Annotated in this window: 13 protein-coding genes and 1 pseudogene; 5 read left to right on the top strand and 9 right to left on the bottom strand. The window is 56.8% G+C overall.

Annotated features, from left to right (window positions below):
• Positions 1-52: 52 nt before the first annotated feature.
• The 4 genes from ACVCAM_RS14920 (at position 53) to ACVCAM_RS14905 (ending at position 3,603) form a co-directional block, all read left to right on the top strand.
• Positions 53-979 (top strand): ABC transporter ATP-binding protein, encoded by a 927-nt coding sequence (locus tag ACVCAM_RS14920; RefSeq protein WP_008501946.1) that lies wholly within the window; start codon positions 53-55, stop codon positions 977-979.
• On the top strand, positions 976-1,746 hold the full coding sequence (locus ACVCAM_RS14915) for an ABC transporter permease (RefSeq protein WP_008501945.1): 771 nt from the start codon (positions 976-978) through the stop codon (positions 1,744-1,746). The genes ACVCAM_RS14920 and ACVCAM_RS14915 overlap by 4 nt, the downstream gene beginning before the upstream one ends.
• 104 nt (positions 1,747-1,850) lie before the next feature.
• Positions 1,851-2,291, top strand: a complete 441-nt coding sequence (locus ACVCAM_RS14910; RefSeq protein WP_008501944.1) for a PTS sugar transporter subunit IIA — start codon at positions 1,851-1,853, stop codon at positions 2,289-2,291.
• 64 nt (positions 2,292-2,355) lie between these two features.
• Positions 2,356-3,603: a polysaccharide deacetylase family protein gene (locus tag ACVCAM_RS14905; protein WP_008501943.1), complete on the top strand. Its 1,248-nt coding sequence runs from the start codon at positions 2,356-2,358 to the stop codon at positions 3,601-3,603.
• A 3-nt stretch (positions 3,604-3,606) separates the two neighbouring features.
• Here ACVCAM_RS14905 and panD read toward each other — a convergent pair whose 3' ends face one another.
• The 9 genes and pseudogenes from panD to thpR form a co-directional block, all read right to left on the bottom strand.
• Complete coding sequence (gene panD, locus ACVCAM_RS14900) at positions 3,607-3,987, bottom strand: aspartate 1-decarboxylase (RefSeq protein ID WP_006173750.1); 381 nt, start codon at positions 3,985-3,987, stop codon at positions 3,607-3,609.
• A 34-nt stretch (positions 3,988-4,021) separates the two neighbouring features.
• On the bottom strand, positions 4,022-4,873 hold the full coding sequence (panC, locus tag ACVCAM_RS14895; protein ID WP_008501942.1) for a pantoate--beta-alanine ligase: 852 nt from the start codon (positions 4,871-4,873) through the stop codon (positions 4,022-4,024).
• An 11-nt stretch (positions 4,874-4,884) separates the two neighbouring features.
• Complete coding sequence (gene panB / locus ACVCAM_RS14890; protein WP_065102054.1) at positions 4,885-5,676, bottom strand: 3-methyl-2-oxobutanoate hydroxymethyltransferase; 792 nt, start codon at positions 5,674-5,676, stop codon at positions 4,885-4,887.
• A gap of 123 nt (positions 5,677-5,799) precedes the next feature.
• Positions 5,800-6,279 carry a 2-amino-4-hydroxy-6-hydroxymethyldihydropteridine diphosphokinase gene (folK, locus tag ACVCAM_RS14885; RefSeq protein WP_021240500.1) on the bottom strand — a complete coding sequence of 160 codons (480 nt, stop codon included), beginning with the start codon at positions 6,277-6,279 and terminating at the stop codon, positions 5,800-5,802.
• Complete coding sequence (pcnB, locus tag ACVCAM_RS14880) at positions 6,276-7,673, bottom strand: polynucleotide adenylyltransferase PcnB (protein ID WP_072203850.1); 1,398 nt, start codon at positions 7,671-7,673, stop codon at positions 6,276-6,278. Before pcnB ends, folK begins: the two co-directional genes overlap by 4 nt.
• Positions 7,674-7,715: 42 nt before the next feature.
• Positions 7,716-8,606 carry a tRNA glutamyl-Q(34) synthetase GluQRS gene (gene gluQRS, locus ACVCAM_RS14875; protein WP_008501938.1) on the bottom strand — a complete coding sequence of 297 codons (891 nt, stop codon included), beginning with the start codon at positions 8,604-8,606 and terminating at the stop codon, positions 7,716-7,718.
• A 59-nt stretch (positions 8,607-8,665) separates the two neighbouring features.
• Complete coding sequence (gene dksA / locus ACVCAM_RS14870; protein ID WP_001155232.1) at positions 8,666-9,121, bottom strand: RNA polymerase-binding protein DksA; 456 nt, start codon at positions 9,119-9,121, stop codon at positions 8,666-8,668.
• Between the two features lie 176 nt (positions 9,122-9,297).
• Positions 9,298-10,002 (bottom strand): DNA/RNA nuclease SfsA, encoded by a 705-nt coding sequence (gene sfsA / locus ACVCAM_RS14865; RefSeq protein WP_021240498.1) that lies wholly within the window; start codon positions 10,000-10,002, stop codon positions 9,298-9,300.
• A pseudogene (gene thpR, locus ACVCAM_RS14860) lies at positions 9,992-10,545 on the bottom strand (RNA 2',3'-cyclic phosphodiesterase). The gene sfsA and the pseudogene thpR overlap by 11 nt, the downstream one beginning before the upstream one ends.
• A 73-nt stretch (positions 10,546-10,618) precedes the next feature.
• Here thpR and hrpB point away from each other — a divergent pair.
• The gene (gene hrpB / locus ACVCAM_RS14855) at positions 10,619-13,048 is read left to right on the top strand and encodes an ATP-dependent helicase HrpB (protein WP_407223068.1); all 2,430 of its coding nucleotides are present in this window, start codon (positions 10,619-10,621) and stop codon (positions 13,046-13,048) included.
• Positions 13,049-13,089: the final 41 nt, after the last annotated feature.

Genomic DNA, 13,089 nt, shown 5'->3' with positions numbered 1-13,089 from the left:
ACTTTTAATGAAACCACACAACGTGTGTCAGAACTGAAGGTAAGTAAATTTCATGGCAATTGCACTGGAGCTTGAGCAGCTTAAAAAAACCTATCCGGGCGGCGTTCAGGCGCTGCGCGGAATAGATCTGAAAGTAGAGGCCGGTGATTTTTACGCGCTTCTGGGGCCGAACGGGGCGGGGAAATCGACTACCATCGGCATCATTAGCTCGCTGGTAAACAAAACCTCCGGCCGCGTCAGCGTGTTCGGATACGACCTGCAAAAAGATGTGGTCAACGCCAAGCGCCAGCTGGGTCTGGTCCCGCAGGAATTCAACTTCAACCCGTTTGAGACGGTGCAGCAGATCGTCGTTAACCAGGCGGGTTATTACGGCGTTGAGCGTAAAGAGGCCCTGGAGCGGAGCGAAAAATACCTCAAGCAGCTCGATCTGTGGGAAAAGCGTAACGAACGCGCCCGGATGTTATCCGGCGGGATGAAGCGCCGCCTGATGATTGCCCGTGCGCTGATGCACGAGCCAAAGCTGCTGATCCTCGATGAGCCGACGGCGGGCGTAGACATTGAGCTGCGCCGCTCCATGTGGGGCTTCCTGAAAGACCTCAATGACAAAGGCACCACCATCATTCTGACTACCCACTACCTGGAAGAGGCGGAAATGCTGTGCCGCAACATCGGCATCATTCAGCACGGCGAGCTGGTGGAAAACACCTCGATGAAGAACCTGCTCTCCAAGCTGAAATCAGAAACCTTTATTCTCGATCTGGCGGCAAAGAGCCCGCTACCGAAGCTTGAAGGGTACCAGTATCGTCTGGTGGATACCTCGACGCTGGAAGTGGAAGTGCTGCGCGAGCAGGGGATTAACAGCGTGTTCTCCCAGCTGAGCGCGCAGGGTATTCAGGTTTTAAGTATGCGTAACAAAGCGAACCGACTGGAAGAGCTGTTTGTCTCTCTGGTGCAGGATAAACAAGGAGACAAGGCATGACGCATCTTTACTGGGTCGCGCTGAAAAGTATCTGGGCGAAAGAGATTAACCGTTTTATGCGCATCTGGGTGCAAACCCTGGTGCCGCCAGTCATCACGATGACGCTCTATTTCATCATCTTCGGTAACCTGATTGGTTCCCGGATTGGTGAGATGCACGGCTTTACCTATATGCAGTTTATCGTGCCTGGCCTGATCATGATGGCGGTGATCACCAACGCCTATGCCAACGTGGCGTCGTCCTTTTTCAGCGCCAAGTTCCAGCGCAATATTGAGGAGCTGCTGGTGGCACCGGTGCCAACGCATGTGATCATTGCCGGTTACGTCGGTGGCGGCGTGGCGCGCGGTCTGTGTGTTGGGATCCTGGTGACGGCCATCTCGCTGTTCTTCGTGCCGTTCCAGGTGCACTCCTGGCTTTTCGTGGCCCTGACCCTGCTCCTGACGGCGATCCTCTTCTCGCTGGCCGGTCTGCTGAACGCCGTGTTTGCCAAAACGTTTGACGACATCAGCCTGATCCCGACCTTCGTGCTGACGCCGCTGACCTATCTCGGCGGGGTGTTCTACTCCCTGACGCTGCTGCCGCCGTTCTGGCAGGCGCTGTCGCACCTGAACCCGATCGTCTACATGATCAGCGGTTTCCGCTTTGGCTTCCTCGGCATCACCGATGTGCCGCTGTTTACCACGGTGGCGGTGCTGGTGGTGTTCATCATCGTCTTCTACCTGCTGTGCTGGTATCTGATCCAGCGCGGACGCGGTCTGCGCAGCTAGCCCTCAGCCCGGCGACATTCTGTCTGCCGGGCACTTTCTTTGACAGTTATCACCGAAAGCTAACCTTCACTCCGCTAAACTACTTGCCTGCTAAGGAGAGAGTTATGCTGGGATGGGTTATCACCTGCCACGATGAACGGGCGCAGGACATGCTGCTGAAGCTGGAAGCCAGGTTTGGTCCGCTGCCACAGTGTCGCGCGGTTAACTACTGGCGCGGTTTGAGTACCAACATGCTTGGCCGGATGATGTGCGATGCCCTTCATGAAACCGACACCGGAGACGGCGTGATTTTTCTTACCGATAAATCCGGCGCGGCGCCGTACCGTGCTGCGGCCCTGATGAGCCATAAGCACGACTGCTGCGAGGTGATCTCCGGTATTAGCTTTCCACTGCTTGAAATGATGTATCCCCATCGCGAGACCTTAACCAGCGCAGCGTTCCGTAACGCTATCGTTTCGCTGGGTACCCCGGGCGTCAGCAGCTTGTGGCATCAACAGCAAAAAAATCCTCCCTTTGTCCTGCTGCATGACCTGTATAAGAATTAAACATTGGTATTGATGTCGCTTTTGCTACAATGGCGTAAGTATTTCCGCTTCGAATAAGACCCTCATGTTCACGCGTATTGTTTTCCTGCTATTGATGTTCGTGTCCGGCACTGTTTCTGCCAGTTTATTAAGTCAGCAAAGACTGCCTGCTCAATATATGCAAACCACCGAAGATGCGGCGATTTGGGCGCAGATCGGCAACAGCGTCATTAACGTTGGCAACGTGCGGGCAGGGCAGATCCTCGCGGTGGTGCCTGCGGCGGCGGACTACTATGAATTTCGCTTCGGATTTGGCACGGGCTTTATCGACAAGGGGCATCTGGAGCCGGTTCAGGGCAAACAGCGCGTCGAGGATGGCCTGGGGGATTTGAATAAACCGCTGAGCAATCAAAACCTGATAACGTGGAAAGACACGCCCGTTTATAACGCCCCGAACAACGGCAGCGCACCCTTCGGCACCTTAAGCGCCAATCTTCGCTATCCGATCCTGAACAAACTTAAAGACCGTTTAAACCAGACCTGGTTTCAGATCCGCATCGGTAATCGTCTGGCGTGGATCAGCAGCCTGGATGCGCAGGAAGATAACGGCCTTCCTGTTCTGACCTACCATCATATTTTGCGCGATGAAGAAAACACGCGCTTTCGACATACGTCCACGACGACCAGCGTACGTGCGTTCAATAACCAGATGGCATGGCTTCGCGATCAGGGCTATACCACCCTGACGATGTACCAGCTGGAAGGGTACGTGCGTAACAAAATGAACCTGCCTGCGAAATCGGTGGTGATAACCTTTGACGATGGCCTGAAATCTGTCAGCCGCTATGCTTATCCAGTGCTGAAAGAGTACGGCTTCAAGGCTACCGCGTTTATTATCTCTTCCCGCATAAAAGGCCATCCGCAGAAGTGGGATCCTAAATCCCTGCAGTTTATGAGCGTGCAGGAGATTAAGGGGATTCAGGATGTGTTCGATATTCAGTCTCATACCCACTTCCTGCACCGCGTGGATGCCAATAAGCATCCGATTTTACTGAGCCGCAGCTATCACGTGATTTTGTTTGATTTTGAACGCTCGCGTCGCGCGCTGGCGCAGTTTAACCCGCGCGTGCTGTATGTCTCTTACCCCTTCGGCGGCTACGACAATAAAGCGATAAAGGCGGCGAATGATGCCGGTTTCCATCTGGCGGTGACGACGGTGAAAGGAAAGGTGAAGCCGGGGGATAATCCGTTCTTACTGAAACGCCTGTACATCTTAAGAACGGATTCGCTGGAGACGATGTCGCGGCTGATCAGCAATCAGCCGCAGGGGTAGTGCTTATGCAACCTGAACCGGAATCGCCTTTGCGGTGCGCTTCATTTCATTCTCGCCTTCGAAGTAGGCCACTTTAGGCTGCCAGCGGCGGGCTTCTTCGTCAGACATCATCACGAAGCTGGCGATGATCACGATATCACCCACGTCCGCGCAGTGCGCCGCAGCGCCGTTAACGGAGATGATTTTGGACCCGCGCTCGGCGGCAATCGCGTAGGTAGAGAAGCGTTTGCCGTTGTTCACGTTCCAGATATCAATCGCTTCGTTTTCGAGGATACCTGCTGCATCAAGGAAATCCTGATCAATGGCGCAGGAGCCTTCATAGTGCAGGTCGGCCTGCGTGACTTTCACACGGTGAAGCTTACCTTGCAGCATTTTGCGAATCATTACGTTTACCTATCATTATCAGGGGTGAAGGGAACTACGCCAGCTCAACCACTTTATTGTCGATCAGACGCGCCTGACCTAGCCAGGCCGCCACCAGGATGACTGCGCGCTTGCTGTTCTGGGTTAATTCCAGCAGCGTATCAGCATCACGAATTTGTACGTCGTCAGCACGAAGGCCTTTATCGTTAAGCGCCTGCTCGGCAAGGGCGATAATCTCTTCTGCTGTTAACTCTTTTGCCAGCATCTGCTCTGCCATGGTGTTCATGACCTTGCTTAAGCCCGGCGCGATTTTACGCTGTTCGGCAGTCAGGTAGCCATTTCGCGAGCTGAGTGCCAGACCGTCTTTGGCGCGTACAATCGGTACGCCGACAATCTCGATATCGTAACCCATATCCGCAACCATCTTGCGGATCAGCGCCAGCTGCTGGAAATCTTTCTCGCCAAAGCAGGCCACGTCCGGCTGCACCAGGTTGAACAGCTTGCTAACGATGGTGGAAACGCCGCGGAAATGGCCCGGGCGGCTCGCGCCTTCGAGCATGGTGGAAATGCCCGGGACGTCAACGTAGGTTGCCTCTTCGGTACCCTGCGGGTAAACGTCCGCCGGTGCAGGTGAGAAGACAATATCCGCGTGGCGTTTTTTGAGCTTCTCGCAATCTTCCTGCAGGGTGCGCGGATAGCGTGCCAGGTCGTCGGCACGGTCAAACTGCATGGGGTTCACGAAGATACTGACCACCACGATATCTGCTCGCGCACGGGCTTCGTCGACGAGCTTCATGTGGCCGTCATGCAGATTGCCCATGGTCGGGACCAGTGCGATACGTTTACCTTCCTGTCGCGCGCGGCGGATATGCTGGCGAAGCAGCGGCAGGGTTTCAATGATTAGCACAACGAGACTCCTTAATGGAAACTGTGTTCTTCACCCGGGTAAACACCGGATTCAACGTCGGCAATATACTGCCTGACCGCAGCGCGCATGTCGCCCGCTTCGGCGAGGAAATTTTTGGCAAATTTCGGGATGTGTCCGCCGGTGATACCGAAGGCGTCGTGCATCACCAGAATTTGACCGTCGGTGACGTTGCCTGCACCAATACCAATCACCGGAATGGACAGCGCGTCGGTGATGCGTTTCGCCAGCTCAACCGGCACGCACTCCAGCACCAGCAGCTGGGCACCTGCGGCTTCCAGCGCCAGGGCATCATCCAGCAGCGTCTGGGCTGCATCGCCACGGCCCTGCACCTTATAGCCGCCAAAGATATTGACGGACTGCGGCGTCAGGCCTAAATGCCCGCACACCGGCACGGCGCGCTCGGTGAGCATCTTCACCGTATCCACAAGCCAGGCGCCGCCTTCAATTTTGACCATATTGGCACCGGCACGCATCACTGCCGCCGCGTTTTCGAATGCCTGTTCCGGCGTGGCATAGGCCATAAACGGCAGATCGGAAAGCAGCAGGCAGGCTGGGGCGCCACGGCGCACGGAGCGGGTATGGTAAGCGATATCCTCAACCGTTACCGGCAGGGTGGAATCATGTCCTTGTACCGTCATCCCTAACGAGTCCCCGACCAGCATGACGTTGATCCCCTCTTCGGCAAACAGTTTGGCGAAGCTGTAGTCATACGCGGTGATGGTGGCGAAGCGTTTTTTTTCCTGTTTGCATTTCTGCAGTAAGGAGATGGTGGTTGGTTTCATACTGTTTCCTGATAGCCCAAAAGCGAATCTTTGCGCATTCTAACAGTAACATTCGAGGGAACAATGATTTTAGGTAAACGATTAACCATAAATATTTTATGGTTAATCGCTAAAAAAACAGCCTTACCAGCGGGCGGGTTTCTCCGCACCGAGACTGTTGAGAACGGCCTTTAGCGAGAGCCCGTCAGGAAAGGTAAGGGAAGGGGCAACTTCATACAGCGGCCAGAGCATAAACCCGCGATTTTTCATGTCGTAATGCGGTACGGTGAGGCGTTCAGTGTTAATCACCTCATGGCCGAACAGCATAATATCGAGATCAAGCGTGCGCGGCCCCCAGCGTTCGGCTTTGCGTACGCGGCCCTGCTGAAGCTCAATACGCTGGGTATTGTCCAGCAGCGCTTCGGGACCCAGCTCAGTCTCAAGAACCACGGCGGCGTTGAGGTAGTCTGGCTGATCCTGCGGCCCCAGCGGCGGGGTGCGATAGAACGAGGAGACCGCCACGATGCGGCTTTGCGGGATCTCACCCAGCGCCTCTACGGCAGCATTCACCTGCTCCAGCGGTGAGGCTAAATTGCTGCCGATGGCGATATACGCGAGGGTCATGCTGTCCCTTCACGACGCGGCGCGCGTTTGCGCGGGCGACGATGACGGCGACGCGGTTCCGGCTCTTCATCCAGCCCGGTCAGCATATCTTTCTGCTCTGGCGGGGCGGAGACCTGGAATTCAGCCCACCACTGCGCCAGACGCTGCAGCTCCTGGTTGCGTTCAATTTCAGCGCGCAGCGACAGGAGATCGAAGGCGGCACGGAACTTAGGATGCTCCATCAGCTTCCAGGCGCGTTTGCCCTGACGACGGGACATGCGCAGCTGAAGCTGCCAGATGTCGCGCACCAGAGTGGTAATACGTTTCGGAATGGCGAGCGTGCGGCAGCCTTCGTCCAGCACGTCGTTGGCGGCCAGCGCGAACGCATCGTAATAGGCGAGCCCGCTCTCCTGGGTAATGCGCTGGGCCGTTTCCAGCAGCGGATACCAGAACATCGCGGCAAACAGGAACGCCGGGTTCACGCGCATGTCGTTGCGAATGCGGGTATCGGTATTCTTCAGCACCTGCGCAATCATGCGCTCCATTGGGCTGTCACCGTTTTCGGTGAAGTAGCGGGTAATGGTCGGGAACAGCGGCTGGAACAGGTTGTATTCGCGCAGAAGATTATAGGTTTCAAAACCGTGGCCGGCCTGCAGCAGCTTCAGCGCCTCTTCGAACAGGCGAGCAGGCGGCACGTCGTTAATCAGCGTCGCCAGACGCGGGATCGGCTCGGCCGTTTCCGGGCTGATGCGCATATTGAGCTTGGCGGCGAAACGCACGGCGCGCAGCATACGCACGGGATCTTCACGGTAGCGCGTTTCCGGCGTGCCGATCAGGCGGATCAGACCTTCTTTCAGGTCCTGCATGCCGCCGACGTAATCGCGCACGGTGAAATCCGCCACGCTGTAATAGAGGCTGTTGATGGTGAAGTCGCGACGCTGGGCATCTTCTTCGATAGAGCCGAAGATGTTGTCGCGCAGCAGCATACCGTTCTGGCCGCGCTGCGACGTGGTGCGATCGGATGCGCCCGCTTCGTGGTGGCCGCGGAAGGTCGCCACTTCGATAATTTCCGGCCCAAACATCACGTGAGCCAGACGGAAGCGGCGGCCAACGAGACGACAGTTGCGGAATAATTTGCGCACCTGCTCAGGCGTGGCGCTGGTCGTCACGTCGAAATCTTTCGGTTTTTTGCCCAGCAGTAAATCACGCACCCCACCGCCGACGAGATAGGCCTCGTAGCCCGCTTTATTCAGACGATAGAGTACCTTGAGGGCATTTTCACTGATATCTTTGCGGGAAATAGAGTGCTGCTCACGCGGAATAACCGACATGTGTGGCTGTGCAATAGCATCATTCGCCATGCTCTCTTCGCGGCTTAGCACTTTACGGCAAAAATTAGCGACTCGGGTAAAAATGGTACACCTCGTAGTGTGTTTTGTTATGAAAAAAGCGGCTAATCATAGCTCAGCGCAACGCATTTGAGAATGCTGGATTTTTGGCACAGCCCTGAGCGTCCAGTTGGCGATGGCCATTTTCAGCAGTTCGTCAATACGAAGATCCTGCCATTCGTTGGTTACATTCTGGTTGAGAAAACGCAGCGCGTCGATCAAAACAGGACGCGGATCGCCGTCTGGCAGGGCCGGGGCGTGGTTCTGCTTTGATAATTTTAAGCCCTGCGCATTAACCGCCAGCGGCAGATGAATATAGTCCGGTGCCGTCCAGCCAAACTGGTGATACAGCGAGATTTGCCGTACGGTGGGCTCGACCAGATCCGCCCCGCGCACAATTTCCGTCACGCCCTGGAAATGATCGTCCACCACCACGGCCAGGTTGTAGGCGAACAGGCCATCGCGACGGTGAATAATAAAATCCTCACGCGCCAGACGTTCATCGGCATGAATCTCACCGGAGAGTAAATCGTGAAAGCGCGTCACCGGTGAGCGCTGCAGTATGCGCACGGCGGCATTTTCAGGACCGTTGTTCAACGTGCGGCAGTGGCCGTCATAGACGCCGCCTGCGCTCTGGATACGCGCGCGGGTGCAGGTGCAGTTATAGGAAAGCCCCTGAGCGCGAAGCCAGGCCAGACGTTCCCGATACGCCTCGTGACGTGTTGACTGCCACAGAACCTCGTCATCCCAGTGAAGACCGTAATGTTCCAGCTGACGCAGAATCGTCTCTGCTGCACCGGGAACTTCACGCGGAGGGTCAATATCTTCAATGCGGACGAGCCATTTTCCCTGACGGGCGCGAGCCTGCAGGTAGCTGCCGAGCGCGGCAATTAATGAGCCGAAGTGTAATTCACCGGAAGGAGATGGCGCGAAGCGCCCAATATAGTGTGATTCAGACATATCAACAGTAACAAGGCGGGAGAGACTCCCGCCTTTGGAGTGTGTAAACAGCGCTGGTGTTAACCGGCCATCTGTTTTTCGCGGATTTCGGCCAGCGTTTTGCAGTCGATGCACAGATCGGCGGTTGGACGCGCTTCCAGGCGACGAATGCCAATTTCAACACCGCAGGATTCGCAGTAGCCAAAATCTTCGTCTTCGACTTTTTTCAGCGTTTTCTCGATCTTTTTGATCAGTTTGCGTTCGCGGTCACGGTTACGCAGTTCGAGGCTGAACTCTTCTTCCTGAGCGGCACGGTCTACCGGATCCGGGAAGTTAGCAGCTTCATCCTGCATATGAGTAACGGTGCGATCGACTTCATCCCTGAGTTGATTACGCCATGCTTCAAGAATACGCTTGAAGTGCGACAGCTGGGCTTCGTTCATATACTCTTCGCCCGGTTTCTCTTGATACGGCTCCACCCCAGCGATGGCGAGAATACTCAGGGACGATGTTTTACGGTTTTGCCCTTCTTGCATGTTGCTTCTCCTTAACACGCACTATCGATCCCCGTGTTGGGGGAAAAATCAGGTCGCTATAAATAGCAGATGCTTTTCCGTATGGCAATTATCTAAACGTAACACTTGACAAGCCTGTGAGGAAAAGCGTATTTGCGCACGCGGCCAGAACACTTAATAGTCAATCGTCTAATCCCTTATAAGACAATGGGAAGAGAGGATCTCAGAGTCATATTATCGGCAGAAAGTTCCGCTTTATAAGCGAAAACCTCTACCCCCTGCTTTTGTGCCTCATTCAACAATTGCGCGTATTTAGGATCAATATGGCGGGCAGGGGAGAAACGTTCAATGGCTGAATGCAATACCGCAAACAGCAATACGGCGCGTTTGCCCGCCGCCGCAACACTCATTAGCTCTCGCAGATGCTTCTGACCACGTAGCGTTACCGCATCCGGGAAGTAGCCATTTTCCTGTTCCGCTAACGTCACTGATTTTACTTCAATATAGCACTCCGGCCTGTCTTCCGCCTGTAACATGAAGTCAATTCTGCTGCCTTCATCGCCATATTTCACTTCGCTTTTATGCGTGCCATAACCAACCAGTTCGGGAATAACGCCATGGGTCAGCGCTTCCTTAACTAACTGATTGGCGCGCAGGGTATTAACGCAAATAAATGCCCCGTTTTGGGTTTCGGTCATTTCCCAGGTATGAGCATATTTGCGTTTAGTATTTTCTGATGTGGAATACCAGACCCTGTCACCCGGCGTCGCACAGCCCGTCATGGCACCGGTATTGGGGCAGTGCAGGGTGAGCTGTTCGCCTTCTGGCGTGATCACATCGGCGAGGAAGCGTTTGTAGCGTTGGACAAGCGTAGCGTGCTGCAGGGGAGGACTAAACTTCATCAGAATTCCTTTCGGTGTCGCCCAGCGTCCAGCGCTGTAGCGGCGTATAGCGGGTGCGTCCCTGAATAAAGACGGATTCATAAAGCGCGAATGTGTTGACCTGAAAGGCCCAGTGAAAACCCGGCGGCGGGATGGCAACGGCCTGACCGGCATCGCGCAGCAGGGTGATGTGCGGATGAAACGGCTGTGGGCTTTGATAACAGCCGCTGCGCGCCGCCTGCGCGCGCAGCATGTTCGCCAGCTGTAATAATCCGCGCGGAGGCTGTCGCGTACCCAGCCAGACCACGCGCGAACGCAGCCACTGGCCCGCGTCGTCGAGGTGCAGCGTAAATTCCGGCTGGGCAATACGCCCTGCCATGGCGGCTAGCGCCCGCTGTTTTTCGGCACTGACGTCGCCCAAAAAGGCCAGCGTCAGGTGCAGGTTGGCCGCCGCGACAGGGCGTCCGGCCTCCGGCGGGAAGTGGTCAGCGCGCCAGCGAACAATTTGACGCTGTAAGGGGGGGGCAATTCAATGGCAAAAAACAGCCGTTTCGACTCAGGCATACGGAGGACTCGGTAATGATATGCGCCGATGCTACAATGTACGCCGACGAATGTTAACCCTCTGGAGCTGTTAGTGTCCTCATTGCCGGTCGCCGTTGTTCTTCCTGACCTTCTCGCTGCCTTACGCCATTCCCCGCAGGTTTTGCTGAATGCCCCGACGGGGGCGGGTAAGTCCACCTGGCTGCCGCTGCAGATTCTGAAAGAGGGGAACATCAGCGGGAAAATTATCCTGCTGGAGCCGCGCAGGCTGGCCGCGCGCAACGTAGCGCAGCGCCTGGCGGAACTGCTGAATGAAAAACCGGGCGAAACGGTAGGGTACAGGATGCGCGCCGAGACCTGCGTGGGTCCGACAACGCGCCTTGAGGTGGTCACCGAGGGTATTCTCACCCGCATGCTGCAAAACGATCCGGAGCTGACCGGCGTCGGGCTGGTGATCCTGGATGAATTTCACGAGCGCAGCCTGCAGGCGGATCTGGCCCTCGCGCTGTTGCTGGACGTTCAGCAGGGACTGCGTGACGATCTCCGGCTGCTGATAATGTCGGCCACGCTGGACAATGCGCGGCTACGGCAGGCGCTACCCGATGCGCCTGTCATCAGCTCTGAAGGGCGGGCGTTTCCTGTTGAACGCCGCTATCAACCGCTTCCCTCCCATCAGCGTTTTGACGAAGCGGTCGCCATTGCCACCGCAGAACTGCTGCGTCAGGAACCCGGCTCGCTGCTGCTGTTTTTGCCGGGCGTCGGGGAGATCCAGCGCGTGCAGGAGCAGCTTTCCTCTCGCGTAGGCGGTGATGTACTGCTCTGCCCGCTCTACGGCGCGCTGTCGCTGCAGGAGCAGCGTAAAGCTATCCTTCCTGCCCCGGTTGGACAGCGCAAGGTGGTACTGGCAACCAATATTGCTGAAACCAGTTTGACCATCGAAGGTATTCGCCTGGTGGTCGATAGCGCGCAGGAGAGGGTGGCAAGCTTTGACCCGCGCACCGGGCTGACTAAACTCCTGACGCAGCGCATCAGCCAGGCATCAATGGTGCAGCGCGCGGGCCGCGCGGGGCGACTTGAGCCGGGTATCTGCCTGCATTTGACCAGCGCAGAGCAGGCGGAACGCGCGGCGCAGCAAAGCACACCGGAAATTTTACAAAGCGATTTGTCTGGCCTGGTGATGGATCTGCTGCAGTGGGGCTGCCCGGAGCCTGGACAGCTTACCTGGCTTGATTCCCCGCCAGCCGTGAACCTCACCGCTGCGCGCAACCTGTTGACCCAGCTTGGTGCGCTGGAAGGCGAACGTCTGACGGTACGCGGCCAGAAAATGGCGGCACTGGGCAACGATCCGCGTCTGGCCGCGATGCTGGTGGCCGCGCAGGGGGAGGATGAGATTGCCACGGCAGCCAAACTGGCGGCTATCCTTGAGGAGCCGCCGCGCGGAGGCAGTAGCGATCTGGGGCAGGCGTTTTCGCGCAATCAGGGGAACTGGCAGCAGCGGGCCCAGCAGCTCTGTAAGCGGCTTAACAGCCGCGGCGGCGTGCCAGACAGTGAGAGCATCTCCCGGCTGTTAGCGCAGGCGTTTCCGGACCGGATTGCGCGTCGGCGCGGGCTGGACGGTCGCTACCAGCTGGCAAACGGTATGGGGGCGATGCTGGACAGCGATGATGCCCTGACGCGTCATGAGTGGCTGATTGCGCCGCTCCTGCTGCAGGGGAGCAACTCACCGGATGCGCGTATCCTGCAGGCGATTGCCGTCGATATTGACGCCCTGACCCGTACCTGTCCGCATCTGCTCCAGCAATCGGACATCGTCGAGTGGGATGACGCCCAGGGCACGCTGAAGGCGTTTCGTCGCAGCCAGATTGGCAAACTGACACTCGGAACGAAGCCGCTGGCGAAGCCGTCGGAAGACGAGCTCCATCAGGCTATGCTGAACGGCATTCGGGAAAAAGGGCTGAGCGTGCTGAACTGGACACCGGAGGCTGAGCAGTACCGCATTCGCCTGCACTGCGCCGCTCGCTGGTTGCCGGAGTACGCCTGGCCAGCGGTGGATGACGAAACGTTACTCGCGTCGCTGGAGGCCTGGCTACTGCCGCAGATGAGCGGCGTACACTCCCTGCGGGCGCTGAAAGCGCTTGATGTTAAGGTCGCGTTACAGAATTTACTGGACTGGTCATTGCGTCAACGTCTGGATAGTGAACTGCCAGGGCATTACACTGTGCCGACCGGAAGCCGGATTGCCATCCGTTATCATGAGGATAATCCGCCGGCGCTGGCGGTTCGAATGCAGGAGATGTTTGGTGAGGCAACCACGCCGTCTATCGCTGAAGGGCGCGTGCCGTTGGTGCTTGAACTGCTGTCGCCCGCGCATCGACCCTTGCAGATCACTCGCGATCTGGGGGCGTTCTGGGCGGGGAGCTACCGTGACGTGCAAAAAGAGATGAAAGGGCGGTACCCCAAACACGTCTGGCCGGACGATCCGGCGAATACGGCGCCGACGAAGCGGACGAAGAAGTATTCCTGAAAGGGATGTGCGGCCTGATGCCCTCACCCCGGCCCTCTCCC

This window comes from Enterobacter sp. CFEC122, from assembly GCF_052983755.1.
This window is presented reverse-complemented; position numbering and strand designations above follow the sequence as displayed.

Coding starts and splice junctions, on each gene's coding strand:
- folK (WP_021240500.1), bottom strand. CDS start 6,279: ATGACCCTCGCGTATATCGCCATCGGCAGCAATTTAGCCTCACCGCTG.
- dksA (WP_001155232.1), bottom strand. CDS start 9,121: ATGCAAGAAGGGCAAAACCGTAAAACATCGTCCCTGAGTATTCTCGCC.
- ACVCAM_RS14910 (WP_008501944.1), top strand. CDS start 1,851: ATGCTGGGATGGGTTATCACCTGCCACGATGAACGGGCGCAGGACATG.
- sfsA (WP_021240498.1), bottom strand. CDS start 10,002: ATGAAGTTTAGTCCTCCCCTGCAGCACGCTACGCTTGTCCAACGCTAC.
- panD (WP_006173750.1), bottom strand. CDS start 3,987: ATGATTCGCAAAATGCTGCAAGGTAAGCTTCACCGTGTGAAAGTCACG.
- panB (WP_065102054.1), bottom strand. CDS start 5,676: ATGAAACCAACCACCATCTCCTTACTGCAGAAATGCAAACAGGAAAAA.
- gluQRS (WP_008501938.1), bottom strand. CDS start 8,606: ATGTCTGAATCACACTATATTGGGCGCTTCGCGCCATCTCCTTCCGGT.
- ACVCAM_RS14905 (WP_008501943.1), top strand. CDS start 2,356: ATGTTCACGCGTATTGTTTTCCTGCTATTGATGTTCGTGTCCGGCACT.
- ACVCAM_RS14920 (WP_008501946.1), top strand. CDS start 53: ATGGCAATTGCACTGGAGCTTGAGCAGCTTAAAAAAACCTATCCGGGC.
- ACVCAM_RS14915 (WP_008501945.1), top strand. CDS start 976: ATGACGCATCTTTACTGGGTCGCGCTGAAAAGTATCTGGGCGAAAGAG.